Source organism: Streptomyces sp. NBC_01445 (assembly GCF_035918235.1).
Lineage (GTDB): Bacteria > Actinomycetota > Actinomycetes > Streptomycetales > Streptomycetaceae > Streptomyces.
In genome coordinates, this window is the sequence record NZ_CP109485.1 from 2,751,496 (window position 1) to 2,776,740 (window position 25,245).

18 protein-coding genes are annotated in these 25,245 nt (G+C 73.1%); 7 read left to right on the top strand and 11 right to left on the bottom strand.

The window, feature by feature from the left end; all coding sequences use genetic code 11:
* The first annotated feature begins 155 nt into the window (after positions 1-155).
* From OG574_RS12725 to fxsT, 5 genes are all read left to right on the top strand, one after another.
* Positions 156-2,030, top strand: a complete 1,875-nt coding sequence (locus OG574_RS12725) for an AMP-dependent synthetase/ligase (protein WP_326773299.1) — start codon at positions 156-158, stop codon at positions 2,028-2,030.
* A 180-nt stretch (positions 2,031-2,210) separates the two neighbouring features.
* Positions 2,211-3,197, top strand: a complete 987-nt coding sequence (locus tag OG574_RS12730; RefSeq protein WP_326773300.1) for an effector-associated domain 2-containing protein — start codon at positions 2,211-2,213, stop codon at positions 3,195-3,197.
* Positions 3,194-4,696: a VMAP-C domain-containing protein gene (locus OG574_RS12735; RefSeq protein WP_326773301.1), complete on the top strand. Its 1,503-nt coding sequence runs from the start codon at positions 3,194-3,196 to the stop codon at positions 4,694-4,696. The genes OG574_RS12730 and OG574_RS12735 overlap by 4 nt, the downstream gene beginning before the upstream one ends.
* The gene (locus tag OG574_RS12740; RefSeq protein WP_326773302.1) at positions 4,693-5,802 is read left to right on the top strand and encodes an AAA family ATPase; all 1,110 of its coding nucleotides are present in this window, start codon (positions 4,693-4,695) and stop codon (positions 5,800-5,802) included. Before OG574_RS12735 ends, OG574_RS12740 begins: the two co-directional genes overlap by 4 nt.
* Positions 5,799-10,241, top strand: coding sequence for an FxSxx-COOH system tetratricopeptide repeat protein (gene fxsT / locus OG574_RS12745; RefSeq protein ID WP_326773303.1), 4,443 nt, complete (start codon positions 5,799-5,801; stop codon positions 10,239-10,241). Before OG574_RS12740 ends, fxsT begins: the two co-directional genes overlap by 4 nt.
* A 68-nt stretch (positions 10,242-10,309) precedes the next feature.
* Here the strand turns inward: fxsT and OG574_RS12750 are convergent, their stop codons facing one another.
* Genes OG574_RS12750 through fxsA form a run of 3 tightly spaced genes read right to left on the bottom strand, consistent with a single transcriptional unit; the run spans position 10,310 to position 13,427 of the window.
* On the bottom strand, positions 10,310-11,956 hold the full coding sequence (locus OG574_RS12750; protein ID WP_326778452.1) for an aKG-HExxH-type peptide beta-hydroxylase: 1,647 nt from the start codon (positions 11,954-11,956) through the stop codon (positions 10,310-10,312).
* A 5-nt stretch (positions 11,957-11,961) separates the two neighbouring features.
* Positions 11,962-13,218, bottom strand: a complete 1,257-nt coding sequence (locus OG574_RS12755; RefSeq protein WP_326773304.1) for an FxsB family cyclophane-forming radical SAM/SPASM peptide maturase — start codon at positions 13,216-13,218, stop codon at positions 11,962-11,964.
* Complete coding sequence (gene fxsA, locus OG574_RS12760) at positions 13,215-13,427, bottom strand: FxSxx-COOH cyclophane-containing RiPP peptide (RefSeq protein WP_326773305.1); 213 nt, start codon at positions 13,425-13,427, stop codon at positions 13,215-13,217. Before fxsA ends, OG574_RS12755 begins: the two co-directional genes overlap by 4 nt.
* A gap of 239 nt (positions 13,428-13,666) precedes the next feature.
* Here fxsA and OG574_RS12765 point away from each other — a divergent pair, with 239 nt between their 5' ends.
* A complete protein-coding gene (locus OG574_RS12765; protein WP_326773306.1) occupies positions 13,667-15,253 on the top strand; it encodes a chloride channel protein in 1,587 nt (528 codons plus the stop codon).
* A gap of 19 nt (positions 15,254-15,272) precedes the next feature.
* Here the strand turns inward: OG574_RS12765 and fabG are convergent, their stop codons facing one another.
* Genes fabG through OG574_RS12795 form a run of 6 tightly spaced genes read right to left on the bottom strand, consistent with a single transcriptional unit; the run spans position 15,273 to position 22,268 of the window.
* Entirely contained in the window at positions 15,273-16,010 is a 738-nt protein-coding gene (gene fabG, locus OG574_RS12770; protein ID WP_266675428.1) for a 3-oxoacyl-ACP reductase FabG, read from the bottom strand.
* Between the two features lie 25 nt (positions 16,011-16,035).
* A complete protein-coding gene (locus tag OG574_RS12775; RefSeq protein WP_326773307.1) occupies positions 16,036-17,193 on the bottom strand; it encodes a thiolase in 1,158 nt (385 codons plus the stop codon).
* Complete coding sequence (locus OG574_RS12780) at positions 17,190-17,561, bottom strand: Zn-ribbon domain-containing OB-fold protein (protein WP_326773308.1); 372 nt, start codon at positions 17,559-17,561, stop codon at positions 17,190-17,192. Before OG574_RS12780 ends, OG574_RS12775 begins: the two co-directional genes overlap by 4 nt.
* A gap of 26 nt (positions 17,562-17,587) precedes the next feature.
* Positions 17,588-19,741: an acetate--CoA ligase family protein gene (locus OG574_RS12785; protein ID WP_326773309.1), complete on the bottom strand. Its 2,154-nt coding sequence runs from the start codon at positions 19,739-19,741 to the stop codon at positions 17,588-17,590.
* Positions 19,738-20,886, bottom strand: a complete 1,149-nt coding sequence (locus tag OG574_RS12790; RefSeq protein WP_326773310.1) for an acyl-CoA dehydrogenase family protein — start codon at positions 20,884-20,886, stop codon at positions 19,738-19,740. The genes OG574_RS12785 and OG574_RS12790 overlap by 4 nt, the downstream gene beginning before the upstream one ends.
* A gap of 50 nt (positions 20,887-20,936) precedes the next feature.
* Positions 20,937-22,268 (bottom strand): MFS transporter, encoded by a 1,332-nt coding sequence (locus OG574_RS12795; protein ID WP_326773311.1) that lies wholly within the window; start codon positions 22,266-22,268, stop codon positions 20,937-20,939.
* Positions 22,269-22,517: 249 nt separating this feature from the next.
* On the opposite strand from OG574_RS12795, the gene OG574_RS12800 reads away from it, so the two are divergent.
* Positions 22,518-23,423, top strand: coding sequence for a LysR substrate-binding domain-containing protein (locus tag OG574_RS12800; RefSeq protein ID WP_326773312.1), 906 nt, complete (start codon positions 22,518-22,520; stop codon positions 23,421-23,423).
* Positions 23,424-23,452: 29 nt separating this feature from the next.
* Here OG574_RS12800 and OG574_RS12805 read toward each other — a convergent pair whose 3' ends face one another.
* Together OG574_RS12805 and OG574_RS12810 are read right to left on the bottom strand one after the other, a co-directional pair.
* Positions 23,453-24,352, bottom strand: coding sequence for an HpcH/HpaI aldolase/citrate lyase family protein (locus OG574_RS12805; RefSeq protein WP_326773313.1), 900 nt, complete (start codon positions 24,350-24,352; stop codon positions 23,453-23,455).
* Complete coding sequence (locus tag OG574_RS12810; protein ID WP_326773314.1) at positions 24,349-25,242, bottom strand: FAS1-like dehydratase domain-containing protein; 894 nt, start codon at positions 25,240-25,242, stop codon at positions 24,349-24,351. The genes OG574_RS12805 and OG574_RS12810 overlap by 4 nt, the downstream gene beginning before the upstream one ends.
* Positions 25,243-25,245: the final 3 nt, after the last annotated feature.

The following is a 25,245-nucleotide window of genomic DNA, read 5'->3' on the forward strand; positions in this document are numbered from 1 at the left end:
GCCGCTCGGCCGCTGCCGCAGTCCATCACATCGCACTCGCCGTAGATGTCGCTGCCCCGCCCCCGGAACGAAAGGCCCTAGGCACCCGCCCGCGCAGGGGAGTAGCTTGCGCTGCCAATGGTTTAGTCCTGAGCCGCCGCCACGGAAGAGGACCCATGCAGGAGTTCACCGTCCCGCGCCTCGTCGAGCCACTGCGTTCGGGCGGGCTCGCCGACTCCGTGTTCGTGACAGCCGAACGCGAGCCGAGACGCGTCCAGTTCTCGCGCCCGGGCGACAGCCATGGCGGGGGCGCGTGGATTCCCGTCACCGCCGCCGCGTTCTGCGACGACGTGCTCGCCGTCGCCCGCGGCCTCCTCGCGAACGGGGTCCGTCTCGGTGACCGCGTGGCCCTCATGTCCCGTACCCGCTACGAGTGGACGCTCCTCGCGTACGCGCTGTGGACCGTCGGCGCCGAGGTCGTCCCCGTGTACCCGACGTCGTCCGTGGAGCAGGTCCGGTGGATCCTCCAGGACACGGGCGCGACCGGCATCGTCGTGGAGAACGAGAACCACGCGATGACCGTGGCCGCCGCGTACGGCTCGCAGAATGCGCTCACGCGGATCTGGCAGCTCGACAGCGGCTGCGTGGCGGCGCTCGCCGACGACGGCGTGGGCGTGGCCGACGAGGACGTGCACCGGCAGCGCGCGGCCGTCGCCCCGGAGAACCCGGCGGCGATCTGCTACACCTCCGGCACCACGGGCCGCCCCAAGGGCTGTGTCATCACGCACGCGAACCTGGCGTCCGAGTGCGACAACCTGCTGGCCGGCTGGAGCAGTCTCCTCGAATCTCCCGGCGACGAACCCCCGTCGCTGCTCGCGTTCCTGCCGCTGTCGCACTGCTACGGCCTGATGGTCGTCGTCGGTTCGGTGCGCGGCGGTGTGCATGTGGCGCACCAGCCCGATCTCTCCCCCGAGAGCCTCCTGCCGGCGCTCGCGTCGTTCCGGCCCACGTTCATGTTCGGGGTCCCGTACATCTTCGAGACGGTCCGCGCCAGGTCCCGTGCCGCCGCGCAGCACGCGGGTCACGGCACGCTGTTCCGCAGGGCGGCGCAGGTCGCGGTGCGGTACGCGGAGGCGGCGGAGCGGCAGTCGCTCGGGCGCGGTCAGGGGCCGGGGCCGCGGCTCAGGCTGCGGCACGCGGTGTACGAGCGGCTGGTGTACGCGAAGCTGCGCGCGGTCCTCGGCGGGCGGGTGCGGCACGCGGTGTCGGGCGGTTCGCCGCTGTCCCGCGAGACGGGTCTGTTCTTCGCGGGCGCCGGCATCACGGTCCACGACGGTTACGGCCTCACCGAGACGACGGCGGCGGTGACGGCGCAGCCGGTCGGCGCGGTCCGCTTCGGCACGGTGGGCCGGCCGCTTCCCGGGTGTTCCGTGCACATCGCGGGTGACGGCGAGATCTGGGTCCGCGGCGACGTCGTGTTCCCGGGTTATCTCAACGACCCGAAGGCGACGCGAACGGCGCTGCACGACGGCTGGTTCGCGACCGGGGACCTCGGACATCTCGACGACGGCTATCTCGTCATCACCGGCCGCAAGAAGGACGTCATCATCACGAGCGGCGGCAAGAGCATGTCGCCGCTCGTCCTGGAGGAGGAGCTGCGGAGCCACCCGCTGATCTCGCAGTGCGTCGTCGTCGGCGACAACAGGCCGTACGTGGCAGCGCTCATCACCCTCGACCCGCAGGCCCTGCACCACTGGCAGCGCCTCAAGGGCCGCGCCCCGGCCGATCCGGGCACGCTGACCGAGGACGAGGAGCTGCGCGCCCAGATCCAGCGTGCGGTCTCCCGGGCGAACACGCGGGTCTCGCGGGCGGAGTCGATCCGTGAATTCCGCATCCTGCCGGGCGAGTTCACACCGGACACGGGCCTGCTCACACCGTCGCTGAAGCTGCGCAGGAGCGCGGTCCTCGCCGCGTACGCCCAGGACGTGGAGCGGCTGTACACGCCCCGCGCGGCGGCGTCGTTCGCACGGGAGCCGTTCGGCCGGCGCTGACGTTCCCCGTGTCACGCGTCAACCACGGCTCGATTGCCTCATCCTCACCGGGGTATGGCCTGGCTAGCATGGAAGCACGGAGCGACCAGTGGTCGCAGCGCTGTCACCATCGGGCAGAATCCGCCCGCACCCGTCGGGAACGGTCGGATTCGGGCAGGCGGGGGATCGGGGGACGCACGGGTGGCGCACACGGGGGTTTCGGGGGTGCCGCAGGGGGCGGCGGACACCTGGCGGGTACGGATACGCGGCGCCGGAGGCACGCCCGTCGGCGCGGGCGTCCTGATATCCGGCGGACGCGTTCTGACCTGTGCCCATGTCGCACGGACCGCGCTCGGACTCACCGACGACGAGAGCCCCGCCGGCGCTGAACTCGCCCTGGATTTCGCCGGGTCCGCGACGCGGGAGCCGGTCGCGGCGTCGGTCGCCGCGCAGGGCTGGGCCCCGCCTGTCGACGGGCGCGGCGACGTGGCCGTACTGGCGCTGCACGGCTCGGCCCCCGACGACTGCGCGCCGGCTTCCCTGCACGCCTGCGGCCCGGCCGGGGACCGGATCGTGCGGGTCTTCGGGCAGCCGCAGGCCGCGGGGCCCGGACGGTGGGTACGGGTCCAGCTCGTCGGCTCGGGCGGACTGAGCCCCGACTGGGTGCAGTTCGAGGGCGTGACCCAGCTCGGCGACCGCGTGCAGCAGGGCTTCAGCGGGGCGGGCGCCGTCGACGCGGCCGGGGACGTGCTCGGCATCGTCGTCGCCGAGGACCTGCGGGCGGCGCAGCGCACGGGGTGGCTGATCCCCGTCGAGGCGGCGGCACGCTACTGTCCGCTGATCTCCGATGCCGTGACCTCCCTTGAACACACGCCGAGTTGGCCACCGCACGCAGAGCGGGTGCTCACTACAGCCCTGGTCCGCATCCCCAGCATGTACGACCCGCAGCGCCGCGAGCGGATCCTGCGCGACACCGGCGACGACGTGGTGCTGCTCGCCGCCCGCTCGCCGGTACTCCTGGAGGACGTACGCGCCGTGGTCGCCGTCTGCCTCCAGTACGCGGACGGCATCGACCGGCTCGCCGCGGCCCTGCGCTGGTACGAGCACGGCTCCCTGCCCATACGGGAGTTCGAGCGCGTACTGGCACGGCTGCGGGGCGGCGGCGTGCCGCAGGAACCGGCGTCATGACGGCGGCGACACCGTCCCGCGCGGATCTCTACTGGGAACTGGCCCGCCGGCTCACCAAGGTCCACGGCGTCAGCGACGCGGCGCCCCGGGCCCGCGCCCTGCGCGCGGTCGAGGAGCGCTTCGGGCCGGTCGAGGCGGCCAGGTCGAACATGCTGATCGAGGACCTCGCCGAAGTGCTGCGGGCGTGCGACCAGCGCCTGGGCGGGCTGCGCGCCTACCTGGAGGAGATCGGCCGCGACCGCACCAACACCGTGGCGTGGGGCGCCGTCGAGGAGGTCTACCGGCGGCTGCACCCGGTCCGGCTCCTCGCACCGGCCGACTACGACACACTGGCCGGCCTGCTCAAACAGTGCGCGACAGTCGAGGGCTTGCGGGCGCTCGCGCTGCGGTTCCTGCCGTTCGTCCCCGACCCGGACACGTACGGGGACGCCCGTGCCGACCCCGTCGACGCCCTGCTCACCGCCTTCGAGGACGCGGCGCACATGGAGGACGAGCCGCATCCCCTGCTCGCCTTCGTCGAGGCGGTCGCGGTGCGCGAAGAGGGTGCCGCGGCACAGCAGTTGACAGTCTGGAACCGTCGCGTGGCGCGCCGGCTCGGCTGCACGGACGGCCAGCTGCAGAGGGTCCGTGCCGCCGAAGCGGCGTACGCGGGGCGGCCGTTCGAGCCGAGCCGGCTGCTCATGGAGATCGTGTCGCACCCCGCGGCCCCCGACGAGTTCCACATACGCGGCTGGCTCCTCGCGCCCGGCGAGGGGCCGCGCGCCCTGCTCGGGGACCGCAAGGTCACCTCACTGCGGCGTCTGGAAGAGATGGTTGCCGCGCTGCACCAGCTCACTCTGGACGAGCTCGGCGAGCTGAGCGCCGGACTACGGGTCGAGTTCATGCTCCCGCGCCCGCTGCTGTGGCTCGCGGTCGACCAGATCATGGTGCGCCCGTCGGGGTCCGTGGCCCGCCCCCTCGGCGCCGACCACACCGTCCTGGTCCGCAGCCGCGACCGGATCCGCAACCGACACTGGTGGCCCGCCCTCCGTCGCCGCCTGAACTGGCTGGAGTTGCACCCCGAGGGACGTTTCGACGACGCGGCCGTCCAGTACGTGCCGCACGGCGGGGAACTGTCCCCCGCGGCGCTCGTCGCCCAACTCCGCCACGCCGAGACGCCGGTGTGCTTCGTCCTGTTCGAACCCCCGCAGTACACGGGCGACATGGCCGATGATCCGGTGACCGCGCTCCTGGAGGCGGGCATCCCGGCGATCGTCGCGGTCCGGGGCAACGGGGACCACGAGAACGCGCGTCTCGAACTGTGGAAAGTTCTCGACGGGAGGCTGGACGCGCTCCCGGAGCGGGTACGTGTCCTGAGGGGCGGCGTCGGCCCGGCGGGCGGCGCGTTGTCAACCCTGGACCTGCATCGCCACGTCACCCTAGTGTGGGACAGCCGTGACGGACTGGAGGGGGCGGAGGCCGTACTGGGGCATCCGCGGACCGGGGGTGGCATTCCATGAACGGGGACTCGACCGGCCGACAGGGCACTCCGCCACCGGCGGACCCCTCCTGGTGGGTCTTCCACGACAGCGGGGCACATCACTCCCCCGGCGACCCGCTGCCGCCGCTCCCTGCCGCACCGCCCTGGCGGCGCTTCAAGCCGGGCGCCCCGGGCGCCGCGATGACGGTCCCGGTGCCCACCGAGAGCACGGAGGCGGACCGCAGGCTCGGCAAGCGGCGCGGCGGCACCCTCGACCGCAAGGTCCTCGAACTCGTCAACGCCGCCATCCACTTGCGCCGCCCGCTGCTCGTGAGCGGCCGTCCCGGCACCGGCAAGTCCAGCCTCGCGTACCAGATCGCCTCCGAGCTAGGCCTCGGGCGCGTGCTGTGGTGGCCCGTCGTGAGCCGTACGTCGCTGCGGGACGGGCTCTACGACTACGACGCCATCGGCCGGGTGCAGGACGCGCCTCCCCCGTCCTCCGTCGTACGCCAACCAGTGCCTGCGAAGGGCGAGTTGGGCAGCAGCCGGCCTCTTCCGGACATCGGCAGGTATCTCACGCTCGGGCCGCTCGGCACGGCGCTGCTGCCGTGGGCGCGGCCCCGGGTCCTGCTGATCGACGAGCTCGACAAGGCGGACATCGACCTGCCGAACGATCTGCTGCACACCTTCGAGGAGGGCGAGTTCCGGATCAGGGAGCTGGAGCGGCTCGCCCAGTCGCGCCGCGAGGTCTCCGTCGCCACGGCCGACCACGCCGCGCCGGTCACCGTCCGGGACGGGCAGGTCCGCTGCCGGGAGTTCCCCGTTGTCGTGATCACGAGCAACGGTGAGCGTGAGTTCTCACCGGCCTTCCGACGCAGGTGCCTCGAAGTGGAGATGGCCGACCCCGACGAGCGGCGCCTCGCCGCCATGGTCGAGTCCCACTTCGGGGAGGGGGTCGACCCCCGCGCGGCGGAGCTCGTCCGCGGCTTCCTGGAGCACCGCGGCGACGGCGGACAGCTCGCCGCCGACCAGCTGCTGAACACGGTGCACCTTCTGACCAACGGCGCCGCCGACGCCGACGACGGATCCTGGGAGCAGCTCCGCGACGCGCTGTGGCACAGCCTGGCAACGGACTCCTCGCCATGACGGGCACCGGCCGGGTCCCCACGGCCCGCGAGTGGGCGGAGGCGCTCTGGCTCGCGGAGCGGATCGGTACCGACGCGCCGCCGGGCGAGGCGCCGCAGGACGCCCCTCGGGTGCCGCCCGCCACCGAGACGCTTGCGCCGCCGGGCGGGGACAGCGAGCTGTTACCCGAAGCACCGGGTCCGCGTCCGCACCGCGAGGAGCCGTACGGGAGCGAATACGGGCCGGACGCGGAGACAGGCTCGCCCGGTCCTACGTACGGCTTCGGCTTCGCGCCCGGCCCCACCCCCGATGTCTTCGACACCGACACCCGCCCCGGTGTCCTGCGCTCGCCCCAGAGACTCGCCCGCGCCCTGCGCCCCTTCAACCGCCATGTCCGCGACCGCCACCGGCAGGCCCTCGACGAGGAGGCGACGGCCGAGCGCGCCGCCGAACTCGGGCAGTGGAGTCCGGTGCTGACCGGTGTGCCGGACCGGTGGTTCGAGGTCGCGCTCGTCGTCGAGCAGAGCGTGTCGATGTCGGTCTGGCAGGGCGTCGCCCGCGAACTGTTCACGCTCCTCCAGCGCCAGGGCGCCTTCGCCGACCTGCGGATCTGGCGCCTCGACACCGGCGACGGCAAGTCGGCCGTGCTGCGGCCCGAAGGCGGCGGCGCGCGACGCGGGCCCGCCGAGCTGTTCCACCCCGAGGGCCGGCGCCTGATCCTCGTGCTGAGCGACTGCGTCGGCGACGCGTGGGCGGGCGGCGCCGTGCCGCGGCTCCTGCACACCTGGGCGCGGCGCGCCCCGGTCGCCGTGCTCCAGCCGCTGCCGGCCCGGCTGTGGGACCTGTGTGAGGGTGTCCCGCTCGACCTGCGGCTGCGGGGCGCGGCACCGGGAATGCCGAACGCGCGGCTCCAACTGCGCCGCCGCGGTCGTTGGACGCGCCCCTGCGACACGGGCGGACCCGTGCCCGTACCGATCCTCGAACTGGAGCCGTCGTGGCTCGCCGGCTGGGTGCGGCTCGTCACGGGTGAGGCCACACCGTGGTGCGAGGCCGCCGTGCTCCTGGTCGACGAGCAGGGCCTCGACCCCGAGTGCCTGCCCCCGTTCCCGTGGGAGGAGCGACGACGGCCCGTCCCGCCCGACCAGGCCGTGCGGCGCTTCCTGCACTTCGCGTCGCCCGCCGCGCGCCGCCTCGCCGCGCGGCTGGCGATGGTGCCGCTCCAGCCCACCGTCGTGGACGCTGTCCGCCGCCAGGTCACCCGGGTCGCGGGGCCGCTGCCGTTCGCGGAGATCCTCCTCGGCGGTCTGCTGTCCCTGCGCCCCGAGCAGGCGGGCACGGGCGTCGCGGAACCGGCGTACGAGTTCCTCGACGGCGTGCGCGGGCGGCTGCTCCGTGGGCTCGGGCGCACTGAAATCCTTCGAATGCTCCATGAGGTGACGGCCGTCGCCGGGCGCGTGACGGGGGCCAGGCCGGGGCTCCTGGGCACGCTGGTCGCGTCGCCCGCGGGCCTGGACGGGGCGGAACTGAGCGGCCCGGACCGCGAGTTGCTCGAGGCGGCACGGGGCGCGCTCACCGCGCTCGGGCCGTCGTACCAGGAGGCGTTGGACCGCGTGGTGCCGCCTCGCTCGTTCGTTGCGTGGCCCGGTGGGGAAGAGACGCAGGGGAGCGGCGCTCCCCGCCCGGTTCCTGCCGATGACTCCCGGCCGGTTCCGCCCGGTGGGGACGTGGCGCCCACGAGGGCTCAGCAGCCCGGGACAGCGGACCCGAACACGGAGGAAGAGCCTGTGGACCCCACCGCATCGCCCCTGGGACAGGCCCCGCTGGAGACCGAGCGGCCCGGCGCGGAGGCCCCGGACGGCGCCGATGCCAACGGGGCGGCGGACTCCGGGAGCAGCGGCGGGGGGAGCGGACCGGGCGACGGCTCTGCCGGCGTGGTGCCCCCACGCGGACCGCGCCCGCCGGGCGGACCCGCCCGCCTGCCCCGCTCGATGCCCCTGCCCAACGCGCACTTCGCGGGCCGCGAGGACGAACTGCACGCGCTGCGCAGGCTGCTCGGCGGCGGCGGTCAGGCCGCGGTCCTGCCGCAGGCGCTCTACGGACTGGGCGGCGTCGGCAAGACGCGCCTCGCCATCGAGTACATCCACCGCCACCACCAGGAATACGAGCGGGTGTGGTGGATCGACGCCGAGCAGCCGTCCGTCATCCGCGAGCAGCTCGCCTCGATCGCGCCGGAGCTGGGCGCGGCCGCGGAAGGGCCCGGCGACGTGGTCGACCGTGTCCTGGCGGCACTGTCGGCGGGGACCCCGTACAAGCGGTGGCTGCTGGTGATGGACAACGCGGGTTCCCCGGAGGAGGTGACCCCGTACATTCCGTCGCTCCTCGGTGTTCCGGACGGGGTGGGGCACGTCCTTGTGACCTCGCGGCGTTCGGGGTGGGCGGACCGGGTGCGCGCGCTGCGCGTGGACGTGTTCAGCCGGGAGGAGAGCATCGGGTTCCTGCGTGCGCGCACGCCGTGGACGAGTCAGGACGAGGCGGAGCGCCTCGCCGAGTCGCTGGGTGACCTGCCGCTCGCCCTTGAGCAGTGCGCGGCGCTCCAGACGCAGACGGGCATCGCGGCGCAGGACTACCTGGAGATGATCGAGAACCGGATGCCGGAGCTGCTCGCGGAGCCCACGGTGTCCGGAGCGCAGCCGGTGGCGGCCGTGTTCCGCGCGACCATGGAGGCGCTGCGCGAGCAGCACCCGGGCGCGCTCGAACTGCTGCGCCTGTTCGCGTTCTTCGGGCCCGAGCCGATCGCCCAGTCCTTCCTGCACGACGCCCGGCTCCTTCAGCTGCCGGGGCCGCTCGCGGCGGTGGCGAGGGATCCCCTGGAGCGGGGCCGCACCATCCGCGCCATCAACCAGTTCTCTCTGCTGGCCGTCAACAGCGCCGCGGGGACAGTGCAGTTGCACCGCCTGCTGCGCGGCGTCCTCCAGGACGAGCTGACCGAGGACGAGCGCACCGCGATGCGGCACCTGGCGCACCGGGTGATCGCCGCGCACGACCCGGGCGACTCGCAGCGCCCCGAGCACTGGCGCAACTACGCGGAGATCCTGCCCCACATCGAGCCCTCGGGCCTCCTCGACAGCGAGGACCGCGACACCCGCGCCACCGTGCTCGGCATCCTCGGCTATCTCATCGCGCGCGGCGACTTCCGCGGCGCGGCGGACCTCGCCCGCCGCGTCGCAGACACCTGGCGCGTGACGCTCGGCCCCGACGACATCCAGACACTGTGGACACTCCGCCAACAGGCCAGCGCTCATTGGCAGTTGTCAGAATTCGCCGAGTCCCGGAAGATCAACGAGGACATTCTGGCGCGGCTGCGGGCCACGGTCGGCGACGACCACGAGTACACGCTGACCGTGGCGGGCGCGACCGCGGCCGACCTGCGCGCCGCCGGCCGGTTCACCGAGGCGCTCGCCCTGGACGAGGACGCGTACGAGCGCAGTGTGCGGCTGTACGGCGCCGGGGAGCCGTACACGCTGCGCGTCGGGCACAACTACGGCGTGAGCCTGCGCGTCAACGGCCTGTACGCGGAGGCCCTCGCCCTCGACAAGCAGGTGTACGGCGACCGCGTGACGGCGCTGGGCGCCACCGCGCGCTCCACCCTGTTCTCCGTCAACAACGTGGCCCGAGACATGCGGGAGTGCGGGCGGTACGCGGAGGCGCTCACCCTTCAGGAACGGACGCTTCAGCAGTACCGCGAGCAGTACGGAGACGACCATCCGCACACCCTGCGCGCCGTCAAGAACATGTCGGTGACCTGCCGCAAGGCCGGCGAGTTCGAGCGGGGCCTCGCGCTGGCGCAGCAGGTGCTCGGCCTGTACCGGACCCACTTCGGGCCGCGGCACATCGACACGCTCGCCGCGCTGACCAACCTCTCCAACGACCTGCGGCTCACCGGCGATCCGCAGGCAGCCCGCCAGGCCGCCGCGGGCGCCCTCGTGGACTACCGCGCGATTCTCGGCGAGGCGCATCCGCTGACCTCGACGGCGGCCGTCAACCACGGCGCCGCACTGCGGGCGGCGGGCGAGCCCGCGGAGGCGCTGCGCCTGGACCGCTCGACGGTCGCCGTGCTCGCGCGTGCGGTGCCGGACAACCATCCATGGCTGCTGCTGGCCCGGGTCAATCTCGCCACGGACCTGACGAGGGCGGGAGAGCACGACAAGGCCCGCGCGCTCGGGGCCGACACGGCGGCGAAGCTGGAGGCCCGCTACGGCGACCGTCATCCGTCGGTCCTGGCCGCGCTGCGCAACCTCGCCCTGGACATGACCGCTTCCGGCGACACCCAGGAGGGAGCCGACCTGCTCGCCTCCGTGCGCCGCCGCTATCTCGACACGCTGGGCTCCGAGCACCCGGAGAGCCGGGACGCGGCAGCCGGCATCCGCGCGGAGTGCGACATCGAGCCGCCCCCGCTGTAGTCGCCGCTGGGCGGAGGCCTGCAGTTGCCGTCCGGCGGACGGCAATGGTCCCCCGGCGGACGCCGTGGTCACCCCCCGGCGGACGCCGCCCACGGCGCGAGCCGGCGGGCGGTGTCCAGCAGGCCCGCCGGTACCCCGGGTTCGGCGACCCGCGCGTGCACCGCCCGTACGAGTTCCGGCACGGCCACCAGCGCGCGGGCACCGCGGTCCGCAGCCTCAACGACCTTCCCGGCGAGCCGGGCGACGGCATCGTCCGAGTCCCCGGCCCCGTCGGCTTCAAGCCACTCTTCCGCCGCGTCGCCGAGGCGCGCCCCGGCTCCCGGCGGGAACTCCACGGTGTCCGGGGCGAACCGGCACGGGCCTGCCGCCGGTGGCGCCCCCACGTCCCTGCTGTGTCGGACGGCGTCGGCCAGCTCCTCGACCACCCGCGGATCCGCCCACGAGTGCCGCAGCCTCCAACGCACGCGATGCCGAGCCGCCGCCCCCAACTCCCGTGCCTGAACGGCAGGTTCTACCCGCGTGGTCTCCCAGGACGTAAGGGTGCGCTCCAGGCTGTCGAGGAGCCTCCGGCCGTGTTCGGTGAGCCAGGGCTCCCGGGCGAGGGAGGTCACAGCGGTGCGTGCCGTGAGACGCCAGCGCACGAAAGGGGCCTGCGCGTTGGGGTTTCCGAGCAGTAGCTCCCGGTGCCAGAAGCTCGCCGTGGCGTGGAAGGCGCAGGCTCCCTGGAGCAGCGCGGACAGGGGTCGCGGGCGGTCGCTCCACGGGGCGTAGCGCAGCTCCCCCGGTGCGGGGGTGAGGAGCTCGGTGAGGTCGAGAAGCGCGTAGAGGGCGGAGTGCCGCGCCTCGTGGACCAGTGCGGCGGCGAGTTCGACCGGGTCGTCGAGGGGGGCCAGGGCGGCGAGGCCCACCGCGTCGCCGAAGGAGGCGCTGAGCCAGGGTCCCGCGGCGCCGGGCAGGGCGTCGAGGGGGACGACGGCCGTGATGGTGCCGCTCACCGCGGTGGCCTGCCCCGGATGGCGCTCGACCAGATGGCGCCAGGCGGCGTCGAGCCGCGCCTCCCATGCCTGTTGCTCCGGTGGCTCCAGGGGGTGCGGCGGCCGGGTGGGTCCGCCGAGCCGCAGCGGGTCGAGGGAGTCGATCCGCACCGGCCAGCGGTGTCCACGGTGGTCGAGTGTGAGGTGTCGCACCGGTTCCCAGCCCGGCTCGCGCCCCTGCGGGCCGTCCGGGACGCGCAGCACGGTGCCTGCCGCGCACACCCGCGTGCCCCACGCGCCCCGCTCCACCAGCGCCGTCGAAACGCCCGGCAGAACAGCGACGGCACCGAGCCCTGGAAGCGTCAGCACTCCGTGCTGCACCGGCACTTCGAGCCGGAAGCCCGCCCGGCTGCGGTGCCCCGCGACCGCGGCGAGCGCGGAGACGTCGGCCCTGCCCCCTTCGCGCACGGCCCGGGCGAGGCGCGCGCCGGTTGCGGGGTCCTCGATCAGGGACGTGAACACGTCGGGCGCGTGGGTCCGGACGGACGAGAGCACCGCGACCGCCGCGCCCCATGCGCCGCCGGCTCCCCCGCGCTCGTGGAGCGCCCTGAGGAGCAGGAGATTACGGCTGCCCCTCGCGGCGCGCAGCAGGCGCGGCGTCGCCGTGTCGGGCCGGTCCGAGACGAGGCTGTCCCAGATGTCGTCGGGCAGGGCGAGCGACGGCACACCGCTCACGACCACGGCGCTCAAGGCCGCGCCTTCGCGTGGCACTCGCGGGCGCGACGGAGGTCGTCCCCGACCACCCCCGCGACATGGCTGATCAGCGCCATGAGGTCCGGGCAGTAGACGGACCGGTCGAGATAGCCGGTGCCGGCGCGGTAGCGGTGCGGGTAGTGGCCCCCTCCGCACACCGATACGACGGGGCACTCGCGGCAGCGCCCGCACAGTCCGTCCGTGCCCAGCTGTCGTGCCACGACGCCGGGATGGTCGAGCAGCGCGTCGAAGGTGTCGTTCTCGACGTCGTACCCGCTCCGGTCCGCGCGGTCGTACGCCGTCTTCAGCTGGTCGGACAGGGTGAGCGTGCCGTCGGTGTCGACGACGGCGAGCTGCGAGGGCGCCCCTCCGATGGTCTCCGTCCTGGTGTGCCCGCCGAGGAGCAGGTCGAGCAGCGACTCGAACAGGGAGATCCGTACGGGTGGCCCGGGTGTCGCCCCGTACCAGCGGTCGAAGACGGCGATGAGCCATTCGGCGTACGGCACGTTCGTCTCATCGGGTCCCCTGCCGGGCGGGCGGTGCGTCCAGTTGCCCAGGGGGAGCAACAGCCGGATCGCGGGCGGCCGGTAGGTGAGGAGGTGCTCGTACGTGGCGACGGGGTCGGCGGTGACGTCGACGGTGCACAGGATTCCGCCCCAGACGGCACGGTTTTCGGGCCGGCCGAGGAGGCGCAGCGCGGTGGCGACGCGGGCGTGGCTGCCGTGGCCCGCCGCATCGCGCCGGAACCGGTCGTGGACGCCGCGCGCACCGTCGAGGCTCACGCCGAGCTGGACGCGCTCCTCGTGGCACAGGCGCAGGCAGTCGGCGTCCACGCGGGTGCCGTTGGTCTGGATCATGACGTCGCAGTGCGTGGATTGCGGGAGCAGCTCCCGCAGACGGCGTACGAAGCGGCGCAGGAACTCCGTTCCCGCCAGGAGGGGTTCGCCGCCGTGGAGGATGACGCGGAGGGAGGGCAGGGCGTGGGTGGCGGCGTGTTCGGCGATGCGGCGGCAGGTGCGTTCTGCGGTGACGGCGCTCATGGTGACGGGCTGGGTGCGCCAGGCCTGGTCCTGGGCCTCGTACACGTAGCAGTAGCGGCAGGCGAGATTGCAGCGGCTGTGGACCTTGACCACGAACTCCCGGAAGGGCAACGGCTGTTGGCCTGATGCGCGCAGGGCCGGAACGTCCAGGACGCCGTCGGGCCACTCAAGTGCGGCCTCGCGCGTCCCCCGGAAGGGGGCGCTTGTCACGCGCCCGGACCGTCCGGCCCGAGGCGGTCCGGCAGTGAGTCCCCGCCCGAGTCGTACGCGGCGACCGGCGCCTCCTCGCCCTCCAGCTGCCGCAGCACTCTCCCGAGCGCCTGGGACAGTGCGGAGTCGGTCCCCTCCAGGATCTCCTCCAGCGACAGTTCCGCGAGATCCGGAACGTCCGCCGCGCACCGACCCGGCCTTCCCCGCATGTGCTCCCCCTGTCGCAGCGCCCTGGTTACACGATGACCATTCGTTCAGAATAGCGAATAGATAAGCCCGGGCAGAGTCCTCAACAGGGCATGTCCGCACGGCAGTTAAGCTGCCGGCGCGGTTCCCGACGCGGGGCCGCATGTTCACCACCCGGGTGGTTCCGCGCCACCGGGGACTCGTACGGGCAGCCGGTGGGCAGCCATGCAAGCGTGATCGTCGGGCGACGGGGAGAATGCCGGTGGAGTGGGCTCAGCGCGACAGGGGCGGGACCCGGGCGAACCCTGACGCCGGGCCGGGAAGCGGGCCGTGGTGGCGCCATCCGCTCACACCGCCGCCCGACAACTCCCTGCCGCGGTGGATCGTCCCGTCCGCCCTCATCGGTGTCGTCGCGGGACTCGGCGCGGCGGCCCTCTTCGGCCTCCTGCACCTGTGCACACGGTGGATCCTGGAGTACGTCGGCGGCTATCACCCCTATCTGACCTCGGCGGAGGGCGGGTTCCGCACGCTGACCGGTTCGAACCATCCGTGGGTGGTCCCGCTGGTCGCCGCCGGTGGCGCGCTCCTGGCCACGCTCCTCGTGGTGTGGCTGGCCCCCGAGGCGCGCGGCCACGGCACCGACGCGGCGATCGCCGCCGCGCACCACGACCCGTCGGGTATGCGGGGCCGGGTGACGGTGGTGAAGCTCATGGCTTCGGCCCTGACCATCGGTTCGGGCGGTTCGGGCGGCACGGAGGGACCCGCGGCGCAGATCTCGGCGGCGTTCGGCTCGGTGATCGCGCGCCGTACTGGCATGACACGAGAGCAGGCGCGCACCGCGCTGGTCATCGGTCTCGCGTCCGGCGTCGGCGCGATCTTCCAGGCACCGCTCGGCGGAGCCCTCCTCGGCGCGGAGCTGCTCTACCGCAAGGACATGGACCCGAAGGTGCTGCCCCAGGCGCTCATCGCGGCGTGCACGGGCTGGCTGGCGTTCGGCGCGATCTTCGGCTTCGCCCCGATCCTGGGCGCGCAGGGCGTCCACGGGTACGGATTCACGGACTTCGTACTCGTCGCCGTGGTCGGCATCGCGGCGGGCCTGGCGGGCCGTCTGTACGCGGGCACCTTCTACGCCGTGCACAACCGCGTCGAGTCCCGGGCCCGTACCGTCGTCTCCCGCCTCGCCGCCCCCACATGCGCGGCGCTCCTCGTCGGCGCGCTCGGCCTCGCCGTCCCGGGTGTGCTCGGCACCGGCTACGGCCTGATGGAGGCGCTGACGCACCGACAGGTCCTGCTGGACATGCCGCTGTACCTGGTCCTGCTGCTTCCGTTCGCGAAGATCGTGGGCACGTCCCTGACGGTCGGATCGGGCGGGTCGGGCGGCATCTTCGGCCCGTGCATGGTCGTCGGCGCCGGTGTGGGGGCGGCGGTGTGGCGCCTCGCGGAGCCGTCGGGCCTGGCCCCGCACAGCCCGCTCCTTCTGGTCGTCGCGGGCATGGCTGCCTGCCTGGGGCCGGTGGCCCACGCCCCGCTCGGCGTCCTCCTCATGGCGGTGGAGATGGTGGGCGACGCATCGCTGCTCGGCCCGGGCATCCTGGCCGTCCTGTGCGCGAGCGCGGTCATCGGCCGTACGACGCTGTACCGCAGCCAGCTGGAACACCGTACGGACGAACCCTCCACCGGGACCCGGCTCCCGCGACCGGGGCACGACCGGGCCGAACCATCGGCACCAGCCGTACCGCCGGCAGCACCGGCACCGAAGCCGAGTCCTGAGCCGATGCCCGCGGCCGCGCCCTCCCCCGCACCCGAACCCGTGGCGCGGTCCGTCTCGCCGGAGAGCGCCGCGGACTGACCGCGCGCCTCGCGGCCCGTCAGATGAAGCGGCCTCCCGCCACCTCCAGGACGCAGCCCGTCGTGTACGACGACAGGTCGGAGGCGAGGAACAGGACCGTGCCCGCGACCTCCTCGGGTTCACCGGCGCGGCGCATCGGCACCTCGGCGAGCTTGGCGTTCCAGATGTCCTCGCGCAGGGACTCGGTCATCTCGGTGCGGATCAGGCCGGGCTGGACGGCGTTGACGCGTACGCCCCGGTGGGCGAGTTCCTTCGCGGCGGCCTTGGTGAGGCCGACGAGACCGGCCTTGGCGGCGCTGTAGTTGGTCTGGCCGACCATGCCGACCTTGCCGGAGATCGACGAGATGTTGACGATCGAGCCGCTCCCCTGCTCGCGCATGACCTCGGCGGCCGCTCGGGTGCCCAGCCAGGCCCCCTTGAGGTGGACGTCGACGACCGCGTCGAAGTCGGCCTCGGACATCTTGCGCAGGGTGGCATCCCGTGTGATGCCCGCGTTGTTGACCATCACATCGAGGGAACCGAACCGCTCGACACAGCCGCGCACGGCGGCCTTCACCGCGTCGGCGTCGGTGACGTCGCAGGTGACGGCGGCCACCTGGGTGCCGGTGGAGTCCAGGGCGCGGGCGCTCGCCTCGGCCGCGGGCCCGTCGATGTCGGCGATGACGACGCGCGCGCCGTTCTTGTGGAAGGCCGTGGCGATGGCGAGGCCGATCCCCTTGGCTGCCCCGGTGACCAGGGCACTCCTGCCGTGCAGCATGGGTTGGATCTCCTTGTCGGGTAGGTCAGTTGAGGGCATCGGCCGTGCCGAGCAGGGCGGTGACCTGGCTGGAGAGCACGCCTCCGTTGCCGTGGGCGAGGGCGACGCGGGCCCCCTCGACCTGGCGTTCGTCGCAGTCGCCGCGCAGTTGGCGTACGGCCTCGATGACGGTGAAGATGCCGTACATGCCGGGATGGCCGTACGAGAGGCCGCCGCCGTTGGTGTTGACGGGGAGCCTGCCACCGGGCGCGATGCCGCCGTCGGCGACGAAGGGACCGCCCTCTCCCTTGGCGCAGAACCCGAGGTCCTCCAGGAACAGGACGGGGTTGATGGTGAACGCGTCGTACAGCTCGACGACGTCCACGTCGCCCGGGGTGAGCCCCGCCATGTCGAAGGCGCGGCGTCCGGACTCGGTCGCCGCCGTCACGGTGAGGTCGGGCATCCGCGAGATGTTGCGGTGCCAGGTGGCCTCGCCCCCGCCGAGCAGATAGGCGGGCACCGCGGCCAGGTCGCGGGCCCGCTCGGCCGACGTGACGACGAGGGCGCCGCCGCCGTCGGTGACGAGGCAGCAGTCCCGCACGGTCAACGGGTCGCTGATCATGCGGGAGCCGAGGACGTCCTCGCGGGTAAGGGGCTTGCGTTCGAAGGCGGCCGGGTTGAGCTGCGCCCACGCGCGCGCCGCGACCGCCACGTCGGCCAGCTGCTCCCGCGTGGTGCCGTACTCGTACATGTGCCGTGAGGCGGCGAGCGCGTACATGCTCAGCGGGTAGCGGGGGCCGTACGGCTCCTCGTACGGGTCGGGCCTGGTCGGTGAGACGAGGCGGCCGCCGTCGGAGCGCTGTGTGCTGCCGTACACGATCAGCGCGGTGGTGCACAGGCCCTGCTCGATCGCGGCGGCCGCGTGCAGCAGGTGGGAGACGAAGGAGCTGCCGCCGATGTTGGTGCCGTCGAGGTGGCGGGGGCGGATGCCGAGGTACTCGGCGGTGTCCATGGCGGCCATCGGCAGGTACGACGAGGCGGTGAACAGGCCGTCGACCTCGGACTTGGCGATGCCCGCGTCGGCGAGGGCGCGGGCGGTGGCCTGGCCGACGAGGTCGAGGTGGGTGAGGCCGGGGGCGACTTCGCCGAGGTCGGACTCGGCCACGCCGACGACGGCGGCCCTGCCGCGCAGCGGCTGTGTCATCGGGCGTCCTCCTTCGGTTCGAAGACGGCGGTGTCGCCGTCCGCTGTCGTACGGAACCGGACGCGGTCGCCGATCGCGACGTCCTGGGGTGCGGGGCCCTCGACCCGCGACATCATGCGGAAGCCGTCGTCGAGGTCGACGAGGACGACGTTGTGCGCACCGTCGCGGCCGCGCACGACGGTGGTCGCGTACACGGTGCCGTCACCGGTGCTGCGTTCCCAGCTCAGCTGCTGCGTACCGCAGTCGGGGCAGAGGGTGCGGGGCGGGAAGACGGCGGACGCGCAGTGTGCGCATCGCTGGTAGCGCAGTTCGCCGCGGCTGAGGCCGGCGCGGTGAGTGAGGGCCGGAGACCGGTGTTCCTGTGTCACGGCGGCTCCATGGGGGGCGGGTGGGTTCATCGTGTGTCCTGTTCCGAAGGGGCGCTCAGCAGGGCGAGGCAGTCCACGGCGACGGCGCCGTCGCCGGCCGCGCCGCACAGCAGCGGGTTCACGTCGAGTTCGAGGAGGTCGTCGGCGAGGTCGGTGGCGAGCCAGGACAGGCGGACGAGCGCGTCCGCCACGGCGTCGACGTCGCGCGCGGGCGCGCCGCGCACCCCGTCGAGGACCCGCGCCGCGCGCAGGGAGCGCAGCATGCGCACCGCCCCGGCATGGTCGACGGGGGCCACGGCGACCTGGCTGTCGTCGAGTACGTCGACGAGGACACCGCCGAACCCGGCGACCACGACGGGCCCGAACGCGGCGTCGCGCTGGACGCCGAGGATCAGCTCGGTGCGGTCGCCGCTCGCCATGCGCTGCACGAGGAGCCGCGCGTCGCCGACGCCCGCGCGGGCCGCGGCGGCGAGGATGCCCCGGGCAGCCTCGCGTACGTCGTCCGGTGTGCTCAGGCCGAGCCGTACGCCGCCCATGTCGCTCTTGTGGGAGACGTCGGCCGAGAGCAGCTTGACGGCCAGGGGCCCTTCGAGGTCCGCCGCCGCCCGTGCCGCTTCTTCGGGGTCGCGCGCGGTGCGGGCCTGCGCGCAGTGGAGTCCGTAGGCGGCGATGAGCCGGGCGGACTCGTACTCGTCGAGCCTGGTGCGTCCCTGGGCGCGGGCCTCGTCGATGACCGCGCGGGCGGCCTTCGGGTCCGTACCGGCGGGGCGGGTGCCCGTCGGCAGTGGCGGGCGCAGGCTGAAGTCGGCGAGGTGCCCGAGGGCCGCCGCGGCCCGGCCCGGGTCGCTGTAGCAGGGCACGCCGAGTTCGCGCAGCCGTTGCCGCGCGCGACCGCTGCCGCCGGTCCAGACGACGACGAGCGGCTGGTCGGTGGAGTTGTGCGCCTTCGCGATGGCGTCGGTCAGCTCGTCGACGTCGCCGTCGGCGTTGCCGAGCAGGACGCCGATCATGTCGGTGCCGGGGTGTTCGAGGGCGACGTCGAGGGCGCGGCGCAGCATGTCGGGTTCGCTGACGAGCGCGGCGGTCAGGTCGACGGGGTTGCGGGGCGAGCCGAACGGCGGGATGACCTCGGCCATGCGCCGCTGCCACTCCTCGTCCCAGGTGTCGACGGCGATGCCGCGGGTGGCGGCCTCGTCGGCCATGAGGACTCCGGCGCCGCCCGACAGGGAGAGGGTGGTGAGGCGGCGGCCCCGGGTGCGGCGGCCGGTGGCGAAGATCTGGGCGGCGTCCAGCATGGGCTCGACGCCGCTCACGCGGGTGAGGCCGAACTGCCGTGCCGCTCCGTCGAAGACGCGGTCCTCGCCGGCCAGTGACGCGGTGTGCGACTGGGCGGCGCGGGCGCCGGCGGCGGAGCGGCCCACCTTCACGGCGATGACGGGCTTGTCGGCCGCGTGCGCGGCGCGGGCCGCGTCGAGGAGCCCGGGACCGTCGCTGACGCCTTCGAGGTAGGCGAGGAGGACCTTCGACTCCTCGGTGGCGGCGAACGCGCCGAGGAGTTCGGACACCGAGATGTCGACCTCGTTGCCGGTGTTGACGTAGTGGGCGAGGCCGATGCCGTACTGGCGGGCCTCGCTGAAGATGAACGAGCCGAAGGCGCCGCTCTGGCTGACGAACGCGACGGGGCCCGGGCGCAGTTCGATGTTCTCGTCGAGCGCCGACGTGAAGGTGGGCACCGCCCGGTCGTGGACGCTGATGAGGCCGAGGCAGTTGGGCCCGAGGACGCGGACGCCACTCTCTTCTGCGGCGGCCTTCAACTCCCTTTGGAGTTCCGCTCCTTGTTCGCCGGTCTCGGCGTAGCCGGCGGCGGCGACGATCGCCACCTCGATACCGCGGCGGCCGCACGCCCGGATGCCGTCGGCCGCGTGGGCGGCGTCGAGCATGACCATCGCGAGGTCGATGTCGCCGTCGATCGCGTCGAGGGTGGGGTGGGCGGGCAGGCCCTGGACGGTGGCGCGGCGGGAGTTCACGGGCAGGATGCGGCCCGCGTAGCCGAAGCGCTTGAGGTAGTCGATGGGGCGCCCGGACAGTTTGCGGGGGTTGTCCGAGGCGCCGAGGACGGCGATGGAGCGGGGGTGGAGCAGGGTGTCGACGAGGTCCGTGCGGGACGGTCGCGCGCTCATGCCCGGGCCTCCCGCAGCAGCCCCTTGCCGATGATGAGCTTCTGGATCTCGCTGGTGCCCTCGTAGATCCGGAAGAGGCGCGCGTCGCGGTAGAGACGTTCGACGGTCGAGTCGCTCATGTAGCCGCTGCCGCCGTGCACCTGGACGGCCCGGTCGACGACCCGGCACACCATTTCGCTGCAGAACAGCTTGGCGCTGGAGGGGCCCACCCGGGTGTCGGTGCCGGCGTCGAACGCCTCGGCGGCGGCGAGTACGAGAGAGCGGCCCGCGAGGAGTTCGGCGTGCGACTCGGCGATCAGTTCCTGGACGAGCTGGAAGCGGCCGATGGACTCGCCGCCCTGCTCGGCGGTGGCCGCGTAGCGCACGGCCTCGTCGAGTGCGCGGGCCGCGAGGCCGACGCACAGGGCCGCGATGTGCAGGCGGCCGCGCGTGAGGGAGGCCATCGCGGCGCGGAATCCGGTGCCCGGCTCGCCGCCGAGTACGGCGTCGGCGGGGACCCGCGCGTCGTCGAAGTAGACCGGTGCGGTGTGGGCGCCGCGCTGGCCCATCTTGCGGTCCGGTGGCCCGACCCTTACGCCCGGTGCGGTGCTCTCCACGAGGAAGGCGGAGATCCCGCGGTGGGCCTCGGCGTCGGGGTCGGTCCGCGCGAAGACGACGAACAGGTCGGCGTGGTCGGCGTTGGTGATGAACCGCTTGGTGCCGGACAGGACCCAGCTGTCGCCCTCGCGGACGGCGCGGGTGCGTACGCCGCTGGGGTCCGAGCCCGCGCCGTCCTCGGTGAGGGCGAACGAGGCGACCGCGGAGCCGGCGGCGAGCGCGGGCAGCCAGCGCTTCCGCTGCTCGGGCGTCCCGAAGTTCACCAGGGCCTTGCCCGCGATCCCGTTGTTGGTGCCGAGCATGGAGCGGAACGCCGGTGTGGTCCAGCCGAGTTCGATGGCCAGGCGCACGTCCTGGCGCATGTCGAGGCCCAGCCCGCCGTACTCCTCGGGCAACGCCCAGCCGAACAGTCCCATGTCGGCGGCGCCGCGCCGCAGCCGCTCGGGTATGGCGTCGCTCTGCTCGATCTCCTCCTCCAGCGGCACGACTTCACCGCGGACGAAGTCCTTCACGGTGCGCAGGATGTCCTCGAAGACATCGGAGTCCATGGCCTTCTCCCTCATGTCGGGCTGTGTCTGTCTCGGTACTTGACTGATCGTCAGAATGCGGCCGGCTGTTGCGTCGCGTCTGCCGCCCTGGCGTCCCGCACCTCGGCAGCCGCCGTACGCGCGAGAAGGGCACGGGCGCCGTAGAGCGAGAGCAGCACCATCAGGACGGCGAAGCCCACGACGGGCACGATCGACCCCGTGGCGGTGAGCAGCGCCTGACCGATGAGGGGCGTGCCGCCGCCGAAGAGCATCCCGGCCGCGGAGTACGACACCGAGATGCCGGTGTAGCGGACGCGGGCGGGGAACGCCTGGGCGAGCATGCCGGCGAGGAGTGCGTAGAACATGACGTGCGGCAGCGTCGCGATGACCATGCCGAGCAGGGTGAGGCCGAAGCTGCGGGTCGAGATCAGCCAGAACAGCAGGGGCATGGCCGGGATCTCGAGGACGAGCAGGACGGTGACGACCTTGCGGGTGTTCCAGCGGCTGCCGAGGACGGCGCCGAAGGGCTGGGCGACGAACTGCGCGACCGTGGCGAGCAGGATGATCGTGAGCATGCTGTCTCGGGACATGCCGAGGTCGTTGGTGGCCCAGGACAGGGCGAAGGTGTTCTTCAGGTACGAGGCGACGTACGCGATGACGGAGGCGGCAAGGCCGAGCGCGACCGTCGTCTTGTGGGTGCGCAGCAGCTCGACGAGCGGCAGCCGTGCGACCTGTTCCGTCTGCTTGAGCCGCAGCAGTTCGGGGGATTCCTGGATCCGCATCCGCACGATCAGCCCGACGATCACAAGCAGCGCGGAGGCGAGGAAGGGCAGACGCCAGCCCCACGTCACGAAGGCGGCGTCGGGAAGCTGTGAGACGGCGGTGAAGGCGAGGACGGCGAGGATCTGCCCGGTGGGCGAGCCCTGCTGGGCGAAGGCGCCGAAGAGAAACCCGCGGCGCCGCTCGGTGTGTTCGGTCGCGATGAGAACGGCTCCGCCCCATTCGCCGCCCACGGCGACGCCCTGTACGACGCGCAGCAGGACGAGCAGGACAGGCGCCAGGACCCCGACGGCGTCGTACGTGGGCAGCAGGCCCATGCCCGCGGTGGCGACGCCCATGAGGAGGAGCGTCGCGATCAGGGTGTTCTTGCGGCCGATGCGGTCGCCGAGGTGTCCGAAGACGATGCCGCCGAGAGGTCGGGCGACGAAGCCGATCCAGAACGTCGCGAAGGACGCGAGGACGCCGACGGCGGGTGACGCCCCGGGGAAGAAGAGTTTCCCGAGAACGATCGCCGAAGCGGTCCCGAATATGTAGAAGTCGTACCACTCGATGGTGGTTCCGATGAATGCGGCAATTCCCGCCCGCCGCCCCATCTTCTCGTCTGCGACGAGTTTGCGTCTCACCCTTGCCACACTCCTTCGGGAGGCAATTCGGATTCACCGAAAGCCCGTCTCACGTGGGTAGTTGGGCTACTGGTGCGCTTATTTAATTCCGGCTCCGTACGGCCGTTTTCGCGACTGCTGGCATTTACCATATCACTGAGTGTGTGATGCAACTAACACATTGTCGGCCATCGATTTATTCGCCGGGGCGACATAATCTCGACGCGTCGGAACGAAACGACTTCCGGCTGAGGTGGAGGGTGGAAGGGCATGGAACTGCGCCGTCTGCAGGCTTTCGTCGCGGTCGCCGAGGAGCTCAGCTTCAGCCGGGCCGCGGCCCGGCTGCACATGTCGCAGCCGCCGCTCTCGCAGCAGATCAAGCGCCTTGAGCAGGAGGTCGGCGTCGAGCTGCTGCGCCGCACCACCCGCAGCGTCGAACTCACCGCGGCGGGGGCGGCGTTCCTCACCGAGGTACGGTCCGCGCTCGACTCCCTGGAAGCGGCGAAGCTCGCGGCACACCGGGCGGCGGAGGGGGTCACCGGGCTGGTGCGGCTGGCGTTCAGCGGCCCCACGTCGTACCGCGAACTCCTCGCCATTGCCCGCGAGTTCAGGCGGCGGCACCCCACCGTCAGGCTCGACATCGTCGGCCCTTACTACGGTGGCGAGCTGGCCGAGCGCCTGCACCTGCGGGAGGCGGACGCGGGTCTGGTGCGGCTCCCACTGCCGGACACGGGGCTGCGGGTGCGGGAGCTGCTGCGGCACCCCCTGGTCGCGGCCGTGCCCTCCGAACACCCGCTCGCGGCACGGGAGTCGCTGACCCTCGCCGATCTGCGGGACGTGCCCTTCGTCAGCTATCCGGCCGGCCGGGGCTCGATCGTGCGGGACCTGGTGCAGTCGGCGTTCCTGGCGCAGGGCTCGACCCCGCGCACCGTCCAGGACGCGCCCGACACGCACACCCTTCTCTCCCTGGTGGGGGCGAGCGTCGGCATCGGGCTCACCCCGGACTCCGCCGGGCATCTGGCGGTGCCGGGGGTGACGCTGGTCCCGGTCCTCGATGCCCCGGCTCTCCCGCTCGGCCTCGCCTGGCGGGCGGACGACACCGATCCGGCGGTGGCGGCACTCGTCGACCTGGTCGACGGGTTCACCGACGGGCTCCGGGAACTGCCGGCGACGTGACATCGCCGGGCGCCCCCTGATTCTCCGCCTTACGCCACCTCGCCCGCAGAGCCGGTGGTGAACTTCACGCCGAGCAGCCGTCGCGCCTGCTCCTGCACCGGCCTGTCGACCATCACGCCGTCGACGGCCGACACCGCGTCGCCCGCGGCGAGCACCTTCCTGGCCCAGGCCAGCTCCTCGTCCGTCGGCGCGAATCCCGCGGACACCGCCGGGAGTTGCTTCGGGTGGATGCACAGTTTGCCTCCGAAGCCGAGCCGTCGGGCGTGCTGCAGGTCCTGCGCGAGGGCGTCGGCGTCGTCGAGCGCGGTGGTGACGCCGTCCAGCGGGGGCGCGACACCGGCGGCGGCGCACGCCATGACCAGCCGGGACCGCCCATACGCCAGCGCCAGGGTGTCGTCGTGGCGCACGCCCAGCTCGGTGGCGAGGTCGACGCTGCCGAACGCCGCGCGGACGACGCCGGGCGCACAGCACACGTCGAGGGCCCGCTCGATCCCGGCCGCCGTCTCGACGAGCGGGATCACGGCACAGACCTCCGCGATCCGTGCGATCACCTCGGGGTCCTCGGCCTTGGGCAGCATCACAGGACAGCCGAACGCGGTGACGAGGTCCAGGTCGGCGTCCCACCAGGCAGTGCCCGGCGCGTTGATCCGCACCACCGCGTCCCCGCCCCGCGCGAGCCAGTCGGCGGCGTGCCGGCGGGCCGCGTCCTTGCCGTCCGGCGCGACGGCGTCCTCCAGGTCGACGATCACGGCGTCGGCCCCTGCAGCGGCCGCCTTCTCGAACCGGTCGGGGCGGTGCCCCGGGACGAAGAGAAGGGTCCGGGCGGCGGCGAGGCGGGCTCGGTCGCGGCTCAGGCGTTCGGGGTCGGCGAGTTCGGGACGCGCGGGGTCGGCACTCGCAGGTTCGACGGTGGTGTGCTCAGCGCTCACTTGAACGTCACCTCCGCCGTCGCATGCCGCTCGTCGCGGCGCGTGGCGATCCGCAGCCCGGCCGACCCTCCGTCGTCCGCCACCTCGCCGAGCGCACACACCTGCTCGCCCGCGAACACGGGCTTGCGCAGCCGGTACGAGAGCGTCCGGATCTCACGCTCCGGGGCCTCACGGCGGGCGAGTTCCAGCATCAGCTGGACGAGGAGCGGACCGTGGACGACGAGCCCCGGGTAGCCCTCGACGCCGCGGACGTACGGCTCGTCGTAGTGAATGCGGTGGGCGTTCGCGGTCAGCGCGCTGTAGCGGAACAGCAGGGTCGGCGAGGGACGCAGGATCAACTGCCAGTCGGCATCGGACGGTTCGGCCTCGCCGAGGTCGAGCCCGAAGCCGTCGCCCCGTCGCTCGTCCTCTCCGACGCGGTAGACGAGGTCCTGCTCCTCGGTGACCCTGATCTTCCCTTCCTGTGCAATCTCATGACGGACTGTCACGAACGCCATCTCGCCGGTGCGGCCTCGCTTGATCTCGACCTTGGCGAGGGAACTTGTACGCCGGGCAGGCACGCCCACCCGCAGCGGCGCGGTGAACTCCGCGCGGCCGCCGGCGAACATGCGCCTTCGGTCCGGCAGGGGCGGCAGGAAGTGGCCGTGCGCGGGGTGCCCGTCGGCCCCCAGCTCCCGCTGTGCGGGCCATTCGAGGAAGTGCAGCCAGTGCCACAGCGGCGGCAGCGGCTCCCCCTCGCCGGCCACGGTCGCCTCCTGGTCGAGGACCTGACTCAGGGCTGCGACGGGCGCGGCGGCGACGGGATCGTCGAGGCTCACGGGCGCCGGAGACCAGGCGTCCAGATACCGTGCGAGCCCGAACTCTCCCTGAGTCGCGTCTGGTTGAGGCATGTT